Below are 13,384 nucleotides of genomic sequence, written 5' to 3'. Positions count from 1 at the left end.
CGAATCGCCCGGCAGCCCGGTCACCCGTGAGCCGCCGGCTGCGCTATACCCCGGCGATCGCGAGGAGGTCGCGGGGCGTGCGGGCGAGGTAGTCCGCCCCCGCGGCCTCGAGCTGCGCCGCTCCCCGGAAGCCCCAGACGGCGCCCGCCACGCGGAGGCCGGCGTTGTGCCCCGTCTCCACGTCGACGTCGCTATCGCCCACGAAGAGGGTGGTCGCGGGGTTCGCGCCGAGCGCCTCGATGACGTGCAGGGTGACCGGTGCGGCGGGCTTGGGCGGGAACGCCGCCGTCGCCCCCTGCACGAGGGCGAAGCGGTCGCCGAAATACCGCTCGACGAGGGGGCAGGCGGCGTCGTGGTCCTTGTTCGTGAGGACGGCGAGCTCGATGCCGGCCGCGCGCAGGGCGTCGAGCACCGCGATGATATCGGGGTAGGGGGTGGTGTGGTCCTCCTTGTGCGCGGCGTAGCGGGTGCGGAACTCGGCGAGGGCCTGCTCGTAGACGGCGCCGTCCCCGTAATACTCGGCGGGGATGATGCGCTCGACGAGCTTGCGCATGCCGTTGCCCACCTTGAAGCGGTACGCATCGAGCGGGAACGTGGGCCAGCCGCGCGCCTCGCACACGTGGTTGCAGGCGAGCGCGAGGTCCTCGAGCGTGTCCAGGATCGTGCCGTCGAGGTCGAAGATGATATGCGTGAAGGCGGGTTCTGCCACGGAAGGCTCCTTGCGGTTCATGGGGGGTCAGAGGCGGGGTCTGGGACGGGTTCGGACGATCCGGCGCTCGCGGGTTCTAGCAGATGCGGGGCAGCTGCTCGCCCACGAGCATGTCGAGGATCCGCGACGAGCCCCAGGGCGTGCGCACGAGCACGGCGGGACCGGTCGGCGCGGCCTCGCGAACCGTCCCGATGATCGCCGCGTCCGCCCCGTAGCGGTTCGCGCGCATGGCCGCGAGCGCGGGCTCGGCCTCGTCGGCGGGCACGACGGCGACCATCTTCCCTTCGTTCGCTACCTGCAGGGGGTCGTAGCCCAGCATGTCGCAGGCGGCGCGCACCGCGGGCCGCACGGGGATCGCTGCCTCGTCGAGCTCGATTTCTACCCCGCTCGCGGTGACGAACTCGTTGAGCGTGCTCGCCAGGCCGCCACGCGTGGGGTCGCGGAAGCAGCGGGTGTGCGGCGCGGCGGCGAGCACGTCGGCGATAAGGCCGTTGAGCGGCGCGGCATCGCTCTCGATGTCCGTGGAGAAGGCGAGGCCCTCGCGCACGCTCATCACCGCGATGCCGTGGTCGCCGAGCGTGCCCGAGACGAGCACCGCGTCGCCGGGCCGGCACGCCGCGCCCGAGAGCGTCACGCCCTCGGGGACCTCGCCCACGCCTGCCGTGTTGATGTAGATGCCATCGGCGCCTCCGCGCTCGACGACCTTCGTATCGCCCGTGATGATCGCGACGTGTGCCTCGCGCGCGGCCGCCGCCATGCTCGCGCAGATGCGCCGCAGGTCGTCGAGGGGGAAGCCCTCCTCGATCACGAAGCCGCACGAGAGGTAGCGCACGCGCGCGCCCGAGGTCGCCACGTCGTTCACCGTCCCGCACACGGCGAGCCGGCCGATGTCCCCGCCGGGGAAGGTGTGCGGCGTCACGACGAACGTGTCGGTGGAAAGCGCGATGCGCCCCGTGGGCGGCAGCGGCGCGATGCCGGCGTCGTCGCCCGCGTGCAGCTCGGGCGCGTCGAACGCCTCGAGGAACACCTCGTCGATGAGGCGTCGCATCATGGTGCCGCCCGACCCGTGGCCGAGCTGGACCGTCGCGTTGGATACCATGTCGGATCCCTTCAGTGATAAAAAGGTGTCAGACACCATTTTATCATCGGTAGCGGAAGTAGGCGGCGCAGCTGCCCTCGCTCGAGACCATGCAGGGGCCGACCGGGTGCTCCGGGGTGCAGGCGCGGCCGAAGAGCGGGCAGGCGGAGGGCGCCATCACGCCGCGCAGGACGTCGCCGCAGCGGCAGCCGCGCGGCTCGCGCGTGGGCTCGATGTCGACGGGGAAGCGCCGGGCGGCGTCGAAGGCGGCGAAGTCGTCGCGGATGCGCAGGCCGGAGGCCGGAAGCGCGCCGAGTCCGCGCCAGGTGGCGTCGGCCGGCTCGAAGACGCGCTCGCAGAGCTGCCGGGCCACGGGGTTGCCCCCGTCGCGCGCGCCGCGGCGGTAGGCGTTCGCGATGCGCGGGGTGCCGTCCACCACCATCTCGGCGAGGAGCGCGATGCCCTCGAGGATGTCGACGGGCTCGAAGCCGGTCACGACGCCGGGGGTGGCGAACTCGTCGACGAGGAAGCGGAACGGGGCCGTGCCCGTGATGGTGGAGACGTGGCCGGGCAGGATGAAGCCGTCGACGGCGCACGCCGGGTCGCCCGCGATGGCGCGCAGTGCCGCCGGCGTCGTCTTGTGCAGGCAGAGCACGGAGAAGTTGGACAGGCCGCGCTCGGAGGCGGCGACGATGCTCGCGGCGATGAGGGGCGCGGTGGTCTCGAAGCCGACGCCCATGAAGATGACCTGGAGCTCCGGGTTGCGCGCGGCGAGGTCGACCGCATCGAGCGGCGAGTACACGATGCGCACGTCCGCCCCGGCCGATTTCTCCGCGGCGAGCGACGACGTGCTGCCGGGCACGCGCACCATGTCGCCGAAGGTGGCGATGCACGCACCGTCGAGCCGGGCGAGCGCGATGGCGTGGTCGATGTCGCGGTTGGCGGTCACGCATACCGGGCAGCCGGGACCAGAGAGCAGCTGGAGGCTCTTCGGGAGGATCGAGCGGAAGCCGTAGCGACCGATACTCATGGTGTGCGTCCCGCAGACCTCCATGAGCTTGATGGGGCGGTCGCCGACGATGCCCGCGATGCGCTCGATGAGTTCGCGCGCGAGGGCGGGATCGCGGAAAGCGTCGAGGTCGAGCGCACGCGTCATGAGCGGACGGCTTCGGTTTCCGCGGTGCTCGCCGCGAGCTCCTCGGTTGCCAGCTCGCCGAGCTCGCGGACGATCTCGATGGTCTGCGCGGCCTCGTCGGCGTCGACGACCTCGATGGCGAAGCCGGCGTGCACGAGCACCCAGTCGCCTACCTGAGCGGACGGCGTGAGCGCGAGCGATATCCGTTTACGCACGCCGAGCGTGTCGATCGTCGCGCCGTCGGGCTGCATCTCCACGATCTGTCCGGGTATCGCAAGGCACATGGCTGCTCCTTCATCTGGGTGCGCGCGGCGCTGGGTGCCACGCCGCACATCGTCACAGATGGTACCCCGCACGTAGCAGAAGGGCAAATGCGGGGGTGGTTGCAAGGCTATCTACACAGACGTTCCGTCTAGCCGCGCTGCGAGCCGCGCGCGGGCTACGGCGGCCTGCCCGTACGCGATGCCGCCGTCGTTGATGGGGATGCGCTGCGGGACGATGACCTGCAGGCTTTCCGCCTCGAGCAGGCCGCGGGTCTGCTCGAGGAGCAGACGGTTCATGAAGACCCCGCCGCCGAGCGCGACCGTGTCGATGCCGCGTGCCCGCGCGATCGCACCGGCGACCTCGGCCGCCATGCGTGCGAGGGCGTCGTGCACCTGCAGTGCGAGCACCTCGGCGGCCTCTCCGGCCGCGATGCCGTCGAGCAGGGCGGTGAGAAGCGGCGACGGGTCGATGATGACGGGCGCAAGCGGGGTCCCGCCGTGCCGCGCGACCAAGTTTTTCTCCTCCGGCGGCAAAATGTGGTGGTGAAATTCAGATATGCACGATTCAGCGACCCCAGAGCCGGCGTTTGGCCGTTCCGAACGGACGCTCGCCCGATCCCGGTCACAGGAATCCTGGGGTTTCTCTGGCCTTCCGTCCTCACCGTCGCTCCGAACCGCCTCGGAAGCGGTTCCGCATCGTGCATATCTGAATTTCGCCACCAATTTTCGCGACGCGTCGCGAAATTCTTGCCCCGCACCGGCGTCCGCGGCGCGCACGGCCGCCGCCTCGAGCTCGATGGCGGGCTCACCGTCGTAGCTCGCGCGCTCGCAGATGCCCAGGAGCGCGGCGCAGGCGTCGAGGAAGCGCCCCATGCTGCTTGTGAGCGGGCTGTTGATGCCGCGCTCGAGCATGGTGTCCATGATGGAGGCGGCCCCGCCCCCCAAGCTATCGAGCAGCCGCGCCGCCCCGGGGTGCCCGAGCAGATTATGCTGCCAGAGCAGGGCGTAGGCGCAGCGCCGCGGGTCGCGGATGGCGGCGGCCCCGCCGGGAAGCGGCATGGTCGCAAGGTGCGCGGCGCGCTCGAAGCCGGTCAGGGTCGCGACGAGGAATTCGCCACCCCAGACGGTGCCGTCCGTGCCCGCCCCGGTTCCGTCGAAGGCGATGCCCACCACGGGTTCGCGCGCGTCGAGGCCGTCGTATGCCGCCGCCTCGGCGATCGCTGCGGCGATGTGCGCGTGGTGGTGCTGAACCTCGATGAGTGGAACTCCAAGCCGTTGTGCCTCGTCGCGCGCCCAGCGCGCCGTGAGGTAGGTGGGGTGCCGGTCGCAGGCGAGTGCGCGCGGCGCAAGGTCGAAGAGGCCTTCCATGCGTTCGCGGGCCTCGTGCCAGGCGGCAAGGGAGCTCGCGTGCTCGACATCGCCGATGTGCTGCGAGAGGAAGCAGAGCGCCGCCCCGTCCGCCTGTTCGCGCGTGAGGGCGAGGGTCGCCTTCTGCTCCGCCCCGCACACGAGGATCGTCGGGAGCGCGTCATCTCCGCAGGTGGGGAGCGTAAGCGGCTGCGGCGCGTAGCCGCGCGCACGGCGCACGAGGCGCGCGGCCCCCCGGGCGTCGACGCGTGCGACGGAGTCGTCGTAGCGCGCGAGGATGGCGCGGTCGTTGCCCAGGAGCGCGTCGGCGATGCCCCCTTCGACCAGGCGCTCCCACGCGCGCGCATCGTCGGTCTCGATGGGCTCGCCGCTCACGTTGCCGCTCGTCATGACGAGCGCGCGCACGCCGCGCCGGGCGCAAGCGGCGAGCAGGAGGTGCTGAAGCGGCGTGTAGGGGAGCATGACGCCGAGCTCGGGCAGGTCGAAGGCGACGGACGGGGCGCAGCCGGCGACGTGCCGCACGAGCACGATCGGGCGCACGCTGCCCTGCAGTAGCTCGCGCTCCGCATCCCGCGCCGTGCACATTCCCTCGACATCCGCAAGGCTCGCCATCATGACTGCGAACGGCTTGCGCGGGCGGCGCTTCCGCGTGCGCAGCTCCCGCACGGCCTGGTCGTTGCCTGCGTCGCAGGCGAGGTGGAACCCGCCGAGCCCCTTGACCGCCACGATGCCGCCCGCCGCGATGAGCTCGGCGCAGCGCTCGATGATCGCATCGCTCGCTTCGCGCGTGGACCCGGTGCGCGCGTCGGACATCCCGCGCTCGTGCCAGGTGATGTGCGGCCCGCAGGCGAAGCAGGCGTCCGGCTGCGCGTGGAAGCGCCGGTCGAGCGGGTCGGCGTACTCGCGTGCGCAGTCGGGGCACATGGGGAACGCGGACATGGAGGTCGCGGGGCGGTCGTAGGGCAGCGCGCGGATGATGGTGAAGCGCGGCCCGCAGTTCGTGCAGTTGATGAACGGGTAGTGGTACCTGCGGTCCTCTGGGTCGAAGAGCTCGCGCAGGCAGTCGGGGCAGGTGGCGATGTCGGGCGAGACGAGGGTCGTGCGCGCGGTGGTGTCGTCCGAGGCGACGATGCGGAACCCGGGCACGGCGGGACGGCCGTCCTCCGGCGCGCCGTCGCCCGCGTCGACCTGCCGCACCTCGATGCCGTCGATGCGCGCGGCAGCCGGCGCCCGGTCGCGGAGCGCGCGCAGGAACGTGTCGAGCGCGGCGTCGTCGCCCTCCGCCTCGATGTGCACGCCGTCTCCTGCGTTGAGCACCCAACCGCCTACGCCCGCCGCCACCGCCTCACGGTACACGAACGGCCGCATGCCCACGCCCTGGACGATGCCGCGTATGTGGATCTGGATGCGTCGCATGCCGCTGTCCCGCTAGAGCTCTAGGCTCGTTTCCGTCGCGGAGCAGGTGAGCTTGCCATGGCGCACCCCGCGCAGGGAGAGCAGACGGTCGGCGAGCTCGTAGATGCGCGCCCCGGTGCCGCGCAGCGCGAGGATCTCCAGGCAGTTGTGATGGTCGAGGTGCACGTGCATGGTCGAGACGATCTCTGCCGTGTAGTCGTGCTGCACCTCGTCGAGCCGGCGCGTGAGGTCGCCCGTGTGGTGGTCGTAGATCATGGTGAGCGACCCGATGACCTCGGCATCGGGCGTCTTGAGCGCCTCCTCGACGAGCGCCGCGCGCATGAGGTCGCGGATGGCGCTCGAGCGGTTCGCGTCGTCGCCGCGCCGGGCGAGCAGGTCGTCGAAGGCTGCGAGCAGGTCTTCCGGGACGGCGACGGAGAAGCGGGCGAGGTCGCCCGGGCAGGAACGCTTGCCCACGGTCTACACCAGCCGCACGGAGCCGACGGCGTTGTGGTCGGCCTCGATTGCCTCGTCATAGCCGGCGAGCGCTGCCCGCGCCTCGTCGAGCGCCGCCATCGCCGCCTCGAGCTTCTCGTCGATGCGCTCCATGTCGAAGGCCTCGGTCGCATGGTAGAGGTCGTGGCTCCACGCGCGCGCGAGCGCGATGGTGTCGTCGATGTGCTTCACGCTCATCGAGAGCTGGCTCATGTTCATGCCGACGTCGTGCATATCGTCCTCCCAGCGAGATGGGTGTGCGGTGCATATGAAAAGAGCCCCGGTGTCCCCGGGGCTCTAGTGTACTACGCGCGCCGGTGCAGCGCGCTTCGCGCCGCGCGGTTCACGCGGCACCGTTCGGTCGCGCCGAGCTTACAGCGCTCGCTCGATCTCCTCTTTGAGTTTCGGCTTCGGCATCGCGCCCACGATGCGGTGGACTTCCTGGCCGTTCTTCAGGATGACGAGGGTCGGGATGGACATGACGCCGTAGCGCATGGAGATGTCCTGGTTCTCGTCGACGTTGCACTTGGCGACGACGAGGCGGCCGGCGAGCTCCTCGGCGAGCTGGTCGACGATGGGCGACACCATGCGGCACGGGCCGCACCACGGTGCCCAGAAGTCGACGAGGACGGGGAGCTGCTCCTGAAGCAGGCTATCGAAATTGGTGGCGTTGACCTCTTGTACTGCGGCCATGGTTCCTCCTTGGAACGGTTGCGTCGCGCCCGATCGCGTTCGCTGCGGGCACGGTGCCATATAAGTCGGTCACGTTATACCCAGTTGCCGCATCCTCTTGCAGTGAGTCATTGGGGACGGGTTCAAATGACTCGGTGAGACATTGGGGACAGGTTCGTTTGACTCACTGAGTCATTTGAACCCGTCCCCAATGACTCAATGACTCGCGGCGTACAATGGCGGGGATGGGTTCGGCGAGTGGAAGGGGAGGCGCATGGCGGCGACGAGCGCGGAGAAGCGCGAGGCTCTGCTGGGTGCGAAGCGCCTGGAGCTCGAGGGGCTGACGCGTCGGGGCGCGTGCATCTTCGGGAACGCGTTTTCGCAGATCGTTCTCGTGAAGGGCGCGCTCAACGAGGCGGAGCGGGCGGGCGCCGACGTGCTCTCCGGTGCCGACGGCACGGCGTTCCATGCGGCGCTCGAGCGCCTGGGGTACGCGCCGGAGGATTTCTGCGTGCTCTCCGCGCGCATGGGCACGGTCGAGGAGGGCGTCGTCCCCACGCGCGCCGCGGGCGAGCCGCTCGACCCCGAGCTGTTCCGCTGGGCGCTCGAGGCGCTCGACCCCGAGGCGGTCGTGCTCGTGGACGACGATGCCGCTGCCGTGATGCGCGAGGCGTATGCCGAGGAGCTCGCGCAGGTGGAGCAGTTCGACGTCGCGATGCTCGAGCCGGGGCTCGTCGCGCGGGTGCTCGGCCGCCGCGTGCTCGCGCTCGGGGGCTTCGAGGCCGCGCTCGGCGATGCCCGCGCGAAGCAGCGCATGTGGGCGTATCTCAAGCAGCTACCGCCGATCGGCTCGCCGCTCTAGCGCGGCGGGCTGCGGGTTTTCGCGAGGTTTCCGCCCGCGCCGCTCGGCGAACCTGCCTGTCCCGCAACGCAAAAGGGGCTCCCGCAGGAGCCCCTTTCGATACCCGAGAGGTGGTATGTGAGGACTTAGTCCTCGGCGATCTCGGTGATCGCGCCGGACGGGCAGCCGTCGAGGCACACGCCGCAGCCGATGCAGGAATCCTCGTCCACCACGGTGGCGACGTCCTGGAGCTCCAGGACGCCCTGGGGGCAGTCGTCGACGCAGACGCCGCAAGCGATGCACTCGTCGGCTTCAATAACAGGATGAGCCATAGTAATCCTCCTCTTGATAGCCCGGAACCGATTCGGCGTCCGGTACGGATTGCGTGGCTTCAATATACCCCGCTCGTCGTCATTTTCAAGTCTCGTATGAAGCCTTTTTCGACCGTTCGCCGAGTTAGGAAGGGTAAACAATCACGCTGGGTGCGCGGAAGAGAGGACGTGCGAGCGCTCGTGCAGCGCTTAAGGCAACTCGTTCCAGGTGCGTGTACTTGTTTGCGGACGATTCCGCCATGCCCGCCGATCGTACTCACAAAACAGCAAAAGGGGTTGAATGGAAAGGGGTTGAACGGAACACGTCCCCAACCAACCCATCCCCTGCGGGCGGGCGCACTAGAAAATCTTATATATGTTGACTTAGATTTTCTGAATCACATGGTATAGGTCGATTGAAAACGGGATATTATAAGACCGAACGAAAAAAGGGTCGCGGCACCCGTCGCGATTCAAAGAGCCGTGGCGGCGTGCCACAGCTCGCCCGGCTCAAAGGAAGGGATATACCATGAGCAAGATTCTCGGAATCGACCTGGGCACGACCAATTCGGCGATGGCCGTGTTCGAGGGTGGCAACCCCACCATCATCGTGAATGCCGAAGGTGACCGCACCACCCCGTCCGTCGTGGGCTTCCGCGCCGACGGCGACCGCGTGGTGGGCAAGGCCGCCAAGAACCAGGCCGTGACGAACCCCAAGAACACCGTGTTCTCCATCAAGCGTTTCATGGGCCGCAAGTACTCCGAGGTCGCCTCGGAGATCAAGACCGTCCCGTACACGGTCAAGGAGGGTCAAGGCGGCCGCGCCGTGGTGGAGATCGAGGGCAAGGACTACACGCCCGAGCAGATCAGCGCCATGATCCTGCAGAAGATGAAGACCGACGCCGAGAAGTACCTCGGCGAGACGATCACGGACGCCGTCATCACCGTCCCCGCGTACTTCAACGACGCCCAGCGCCAGGCCACGAAGGACGCCGGTAAAATCGCCGGCCTGAACGTCAAGCGCATCGTGAACGAGCCGACCGCGGCCGCGCTCGCCTACGGCTTCGACAAGGGCGGCAAGGATCAGCGCATCCTCGTCTTCGACCTGGGCGGCGGCACGTTCGACGTCTCCGTCCTCGACCTCGCCGACGGCGTGTTCGAGGTGCTCTCCACCGCGGGTGACAACCACCTGGGCGGCGACGACTGGGACCAGCGCGTCATCGACTGGCTTGCCGACAAGTTCCAGGCCGATAACGGCATCGACCTGCGCCAGGATCCGATGGCGCTCCAGCGCCTGAAGGAGGCGGCCGAGAACGCCAAGAAGGAGCTCTCCTCCGCGCAGCAGGCCACCATCAACCTGCCGTTCATCACCGCCGACGCCACCGGCCCGAAGCACCTCGACTACACGCTCAGCCGCGCCGAGTTCGAGCGCATCACGCATGACCTGCTCGAGCGCTGCAAGCAGCCGGTGACCAACGCCCTGCGCGACGCCAACCTCAAGCTCTCCGACCTTACCGAAGTCATCCTCGTGGGCGGCTCGACCCGTATGCCCGCCGTCCAGGAGCTCGTGAAGAACATGACCGGCAAGCAGCCGAACATGTCCGTGAACCCGGACGAGGTCGTGGCCTGCGGCGCGTCCATCCAGGGCGCCATCCTGGGCGGCGACTCCACGGTGGGCAGCGACATCCTGCTGCTCGACGTGACCCCGCTGAGCCTCGGCGTCGAGACCATGGGCGGCATCATGACCAAGATGATCGACCGCAACACCACCATCCCGACGTCCAAGACCGAGATTTACTCCACGGCCGCCGACAACCAGACGAGCGTCGAGATCAACGTCCTGCAGGGCGAGCGCGAGCTTGCGCGCGACAACAAGAGCCTCGGCAAGTTCCAGCTCACCGGCATCCCGGCCGCGCGCCGCGGCGTGCCGCAGATCGAGGTCACGTTCGACATCGACGCGAACGGCATCGTGAAGGTCTCCGCGAAGGATAAGGCCACCGGCAAGAGCCAGGAGATCACCATCTCCGGTTCCACCGCGCTGTCCGACGAGGAAGTCGACCGCATGGTGAAGGACGCCGAGGCGCACGCCGAGGAGGATAAGCGCCAGAAGGAGGAGGTCGAGGTCCGCAACCAGACCGACAGCCTGTGCTACTCCACCGAGCAGACCCTCTCCGAGCTGGGCGACAAGGTGCCCGCCGACGTGAAGGCCGAGGCCGACGCCGCGATCGCCGACGCCAAGAAGGCGCTCGAGGGCTCGGACGTCGACGCCATCAAGAGCGCCGGCGACAAGCTGCAGGAGGTCGCCTACAAGCTCGCGCAGATGGTGTACGCCGACGCGCAGCAGGCTACCGACGGCGCGTCGCCTGCGGCCGATGACGACGTGGTCGACGCCGAGTACGAGGTCGTCGACGACGATCAGGATAAGTAACCATGCCCGCTCGCGAAGCTCGCACCGGGGCGGCGGGAGCTGCCGCCGCCCCCGATGACTCCAAGGAGAGGGACGTGAAGATTCCGGTAGAAGCAGTGGACGATACCGAGCAGGCCGAGGGCGCGGGCGTGGAGGCCACGCACGACGACACCCCCGAGCAGGCGCAGGCCGAGCAGGCCATGAGCGAGGAGGAAATGATCGAGGCGGCCATCCGCGCAGGCGAGGAAGCAGCCGAGAACGACTTCAAGCTCAAATACGAGCAGGCCCAGGCCGAGCTGGCCGACGTGCGCCGCGAGCTCGCGGAGGCCAAGGAGGCGAGTGACGGTGCCGCGGCCAAGGTGGCCGAGGCGAACGAGCGCGCCCAGCGGCTCCAGGCGGACTGGGAGAACTACCGCCGCCGCACCGCCGCCGAGCGCCTGGCCGAGCAGACCCGCGCCACCGAGAAGCTCGTGACCGCGCTGCTGCCCGTGCTCGACGACATGGAGCGCGCCATCGCCCATGCGCGCCAGCAGCAGCTCGACGATGCGTTCGCGCAGTTCGTGGACGGTGTGGACGCGGTGCGCACCAAGATGCTCGACGTGTTCGCGCACGAGGGTGTCGAGGCCATCGACCCGAAGGGCGAGCCCTTCAACCCGCTCGAGCACCAGGCGGTGGGCCGCGTCGAGGATCCGTCGCAGTACGACGAGACGGTGAACGACGTGTACCAGAAGGGGTACCGCATGGCCGATCGCGTGCTGCGCTCGGCGATGGTCACGGTGACCTACGGCGGCGAGAAGCGCCCGGCGCCCGAAGCGGAGGCCGCGGACGAGCCCGCCCCGGCCACCGAAGCCGAATCGGGTGCGCCCGAGGCGGATGCCGAGAGCGCGTCCGAGTAAACGACCGGTAAGGGCTTCGGGACACAGGTTCCGAAGCCCTTTTGATGAGACGGGGCGCTGAGCCCCCGGCTCAGGGAAGGAGGCAGGCGTCATGCCGCAGAAGAATTTCTACGATGTCCTGGGCGTTTCGCGCGACGCCTCCGACAAGGAAATCAAGACCGCATTTCGCAAGCTCGCGCAGAAGTACCATCCCGACGCGGGCGGCGATGAACAGAAGTTCAAGGAGATCAGCGAAGCGTACGAGACGCTCTCCGATGCGAAGAAGCGCAAAGAATACGACCAGCTGCTCATGTTCGGCGGCATGCCGGGCGGTGGCGGCTCGTATACATATAGCGGCGGTGGGGCGAACGTCGACCTGAACGACCTCTTCAGCTCCATCTTTGGCGGTTCCGATGGCGGCGGGTTCGGTGGCTTCGCCCAGGGGTTCGGCGGCATGGGCGGCCGCGCCGCGAACCGCCCGCGCAAAGGCGACGACATCTCGCTGACCATCGACGTGAGCGCCGAGGACGCGTTCCACGGGGTCACGAAGAAGGTGAGCTACACCGTGCCGTCGACGGGCACGCGCGAGAGCGTGGTCGTCAAGATCCCGGCAGGCGCCGTGGACGGCGGCAAGATGAACTTCAAGGAGCGCGGCGACTTCGGCGTGAACGGCGGCAGCCGCGGCAACCTGATCGTGCGCACGCACGTGCTCGAGCACCCCATCTTCAAGCGCAAGGGCGCGGACGTGCTGCTCACGCTGCCTATCTCGATGTACGAGGCCGCGCTGGGAGCCCGCGTGGACGTGCCCACGCCGGGCGGCAAGACGGTGCGCCTGCGCATCCCTGCGGGGACGCAGACGGGCAAGAAGTTCCGGTTCAACGAGATGGGCGCGCCGGATCTGAAGCATCGCGGGCGCACGGGCGCGCTGATCGTGACCGTCGAGGTCCGCACGCCGGAGCGGCTGAGCGACACCGAGCGCGCATCGCTCGAGAAGCTCATGGAAGCCGACGCGCGCGACTACCGCGCGACGATCAATCAATACCGCTCGTCGTCGAAGGCGAGCGCATAGGGGGGCTGCACTGCGGGCGCGGCCACATGAGCCGCTCCCGTGATGCGCGGTGCGCGCACGGAGCGGCGCGCGAAGAGGACGAGATTTGGGGTTCGATATGGCAGAGGACGAGCGTAACAAGCCGTTGTACATGATTTCCGTGGCGGCAGAGCTGACGGGCATGCACCCGCAGACCCTGCGCGTCTACGAGTCGAAGGGCCTGGTGAACCCCAAGCGCTCGGGCGGCAACACGCGCCTGTACTCGCGCGCCGACATCGAGCGGCTCGAGCTCATCAACCAGCTCACCGACGAGGGCATCAACCTTGCCGGTGTGGTGCGCATCCTGGACATGAAGGAGCGCGCCGAGGAGCGCGAGCGCGAGAACGAGCGGCTGCGTACCCGTGTCCGCGAGCTCGAGGACGAGGTGGCGGAGTACAAGGTGCAGAAGAAGATCACCGCGCTCGTGCCGCGCGGCGGTTCGGCCGACCCCGAGCAGGTGCTTCGCGGGCTGCTGGGTGGCGGCATCTAGGCTGCGCGAGGGCGCCGAGGCGCGCGTGGGACGCGTTCGCGGTAGGCGGAACGTTGTTGGAACGGCGATATGGCATGTTGTATGCCATATCGCCGTTTTTTCTTGGGTTGGCTTCGGCGTTGAAACCCAAAGCACGCGAAACGAGCGGTTTATACGGGGATGGCCAAGTAGCCCCCGAAGGAGCGGCCTCGCTACCTGCGGTTCCGTTGGCGCGCAACCCCGCGCTACTTCAAGGGGTGCCTAGAAACCGCTCGTTTC

At 68.7% G+C, this 13,384-nt stretch carries 14 protein-coding genes; 5 read left to right on the top strand and 9 right to left on the bottom strand.

From position 1 onward, the window contains the following. Nucleotides 1–43: 43 nt before the first annotated feature. The 8 genes from BN423_RS08720 to trxA form a co-directional block, all read right to left on the bottom strand. The gene (locus tag BN423_RS08720; RefSeq protein WP_019239870.1) at nucleotides 44–709 is read right to left on the bottom strand and encodes an HAD family hydrolase; all 666 of its coding nucleotides are present in this window, start codon (nucleotides 707–709) and stop codon (nucleotides 44–46) included. Between the two features lie 76 nt (nucleotides 710–785). Beyond that, nucleotides 786–1,808 (bottom strand): hydrogenase expression/formation protein HypE, encoded by a 1,023-nt coding sequence (gene hypE, locus BN423_RS08715; RefSeq protein ID WP_019239869.1) that lies wholly within the window; start codon nucleotides 1,806–1,808, stop codon nucleotides 786–788. 43 nt (nucleotides 1,809–1,851) lie between these two features. Beyond that, complete coding sequence (hypD, locus tag BN423_RS08710) at nucleotides 1,852–2,943, bottom strand: hydrogenase formation protein HypD (protein ID WP_019239868.1); 1,092 nt, start codon at nucleotides 2,941–2,943, stop codon at nucleotides 1,852–1,854. Beyond that, nucleotides 2,940–3,206: a HypC/HybG/HupF family hydrogenase formation chaperone gene (locus tag BN423_RS08705; RefSeq protein ID WP_019239867.1), complete on the bottom strand. Its 267-nt coding sequence runs from the start codon at nucleotides 3,204–3,206 to the stop codon at nucleotides 2,940–2,942. The genes hypD and BN423_RS08705 overlap by 4 nt, the downstream gene beginning before the upstream one ends. A gap of 111 nt (nucleotides 3,207–3,317) precedes the next feature. Then, nucleotides 3,318–5,969 (bottom strand): carbamoyltransferase HypF, encoded by a 2,652-nt coding sequence (hypF, locus tag BN423_RS08700; protein ID WP_019239866.1) that lies wholly within the window; start codon nucleotides 5,967–5,969, stop codon nucleotides 3,318–3,320. A gap of 12 nt (nucleotides 5,970–5,981) precedes the next feature. After that, nucleotides 5,982–6,425, bottom strand: a complete 444-nt coding sequence (nikR, locus tag BN423_RS08695; protein WP_019239865.1) for a nickel-responsive transcriptional regulator NikR — start codon at nucleotides 6,423–6,425, stop codon at nucleotides 5,982–5,984. A gap of 3 nt (nucleotides 6,426–6,428) precedes the next feature. Then, complete coding sequence (locus tag BN423_RS08690) at nucleotides 6,429–6,677, bottom strand: hypothetical protein (protein ID WP_019239864.1); 249 nt, start codon at nucleotides 6,675–6,677, stop codon at nucleotides 6,429–6,431. 138 nt (nucleotides 6,678–6,815) lie between these two features. Further along, the gene (trxA, locus tag BN423_RS08685; RefSeq protein ID WP_019239863.1) at nucleotides 6,816–7,136 is read right to left on the bottom strand and encodes a thioredoxin; all 321 of its coding nucleotides are present in this window, start codon (nucleotides 7,134–7,136) and stop codon (nucleotides 6,816–6,818) included. A gap of 253 nt (nucleotides 7,137–7,389) precedes the next feature. Here trxA and BN423_RS08680 point away from each other — a divergent pair, with 253 nt between their 5' ends. Continuing rightward, entirely contained in the window at nucleotides 7,390–7,977 is a 588-nt protein-coding gene (locus tag BN423_RS08680) for a hypothetical protein (RefSeq protein ID WP_019239862.1), read from the top strand. A gap of 125 nt (nucleotides 7,978–8,102) precedes the next feature. Here BN423_RS08680 and BN423_RS08675 read toward each other — a convergent pair whose 3' ends face one another. Continuing rightward, entirely contained in the window at nucleotides 8,103–8,288 is a 186-nt protein-coding gene (locus BN423_RS08675) for a DUF362 domain-containing protein (RefSeq protein ID WP_019239861.1), read from the bottom strand. A gap of 508 nt (nucleotides 8,289–8,796) precedes the next feature. On the opposite strand from BN423_RS08675, the gene dnaK reads away from it, so the two are divergent. The 4 genes from dnaK (at nucleotide 8,797) to BN423_RS08655 (ending at nucleotide 13,126) form a co-directional block, all read left to right on the top strand. After that, nucleotides 8,797–10,695, top strand: a complete 1,899-nt coding sequence (gene dnaK, locus BN423_RS08670; protein ID WP_019239860.1) for a molecular chaperone DnaK — start codon at nucleotides 8,797–8,799, stop codon at nucleotides 10,693–10,695. A 95-nt stretch (nucleotides 10,696–10,790) separates the two neighbouring features. Continuing rightward, nucleotides 10,791–11,570: a nucleotide exchange factor GrpE gene (locus tag BN423_RS08665; protein ID WP_019239859.1), complete on the top strand. Its 780-nt coding sequence runs from the start codon at nucleotides 10,791–10,793 to the stop codon at nucleotides 11,568–11,570. A 91-nt stretch (nucleotides 11,571–11,661) separates the two neighbouring features. Beyond that, nucleotides 11,662–12,618: a DnaJ C-terminal domain-containing protein gene (locus BN423_RS08660; protein ID WP_019239858.1), complete on the top strand. Its 957-nt coding sequence runs from the start codon at nucleotides 11,662–11,664 to the stop codon at nucleotides 12,616–12,618. Between the two features lie 97 nt (nucleotides 12,619–12,715). Continuing rightward, nucleotides 12,716–13,126 (top strand): heat shock protein transcriptional repressor HspR, encoded by a 411-nt coding sequence (locus tag BN423_RS08655; protein ID WP_019247004.1) that lies wholly within the window; start codon nucleotides 12,716–12,718, stop codon nucleotides 13,124–13,126. Nucleotides 13,127–13,384: the final 258 nt, after the last annotated feature.

It is taken from the genome of Enorma timonensis, assembly GCF_000321165.1.
Lineage (GTDB): Bacteria > Actinomycetota > Coriobacteriia > Coriobacteriales > Coriobacteriaceae > Enorma.
Note: the sequence above shows the minus strand (reverse complement) of the source record. Positions and strands in the feature narration are given on the sequence as shown.

Coding starts and splice junctions, on each gene's coding strand:
- hypE (WP_019239869.1), bottom strand. CDS start 1,808: ATGGTATCCAACGCGACGGTCCAGCTCGGCCACGGGTCGGGCGGCACC.
- hypD (WP_019239868.1), bottom strand. CDS start 2,943: ATGACGCGTGCGCTCGACCTCGACGCTTTCCGCGATCCCGCCCTCGCG.
- BN423_RS08705 (WP_019239867.1), bottom strand. CDS start 3,206: ATGTGCCTTGCGATACCCGGACAGATCGTGGAGATGCAGCCCGACGGC.
- hypF (WP_019239866.1), bottom strand. CDS start 5,969: ATGCGACGCATCCAGATCCACATACGCGGCATCGTCCAGGGCGTGGGC.
- BN423_RS08690 (WP_019239864.1), bottom strand. CDS start 6,677: ATGCACGACGTCGGCATGAACATGAGCCAGCTCTCGATGAGCGTGAAG.
- trxA (WP_019239863.1), bottom strand. CDS start 7,136: ATGGCCGCAGTACAAGAGGTCAACGCCACCAATTTCGATAGCCTGCTT.
- BN423_RS08680 (WP_019239862.1), top strand. CDS start 7,390: ATGGCGGCGACGAGCGCGGAGAAGCGCGAGGCTCTGCTGGGTGCGAAG.
- BN423_RS08675 (WP_019239861.1), bottom strand. CDS start 8,288: ATGGCTCATCCTGTTATTGAAGCCGACGAGTGCATCGCTTGCGGCGTC.
- dnaK (WP_019239860.1), top strand. CDS start 8,797: ATGAGCAAGATTCTCGGAATCGACCTGGGCACGACCAATTCGGCGATG.
- BN423_RS08660 (WP_019239858.1), top strand. CDS start 11,662: ATGCCGCAGAAGAATTTCTACGATGTCCTGGGCGTTTCGCGCGACGCC.
- BN423_RS08655 (WP_019247004.1), top strand. CDS start 12,716: ATGGCAGAGGACGAGCGTAACAAGCCGTTGTACATGATTTCCGTGGCG.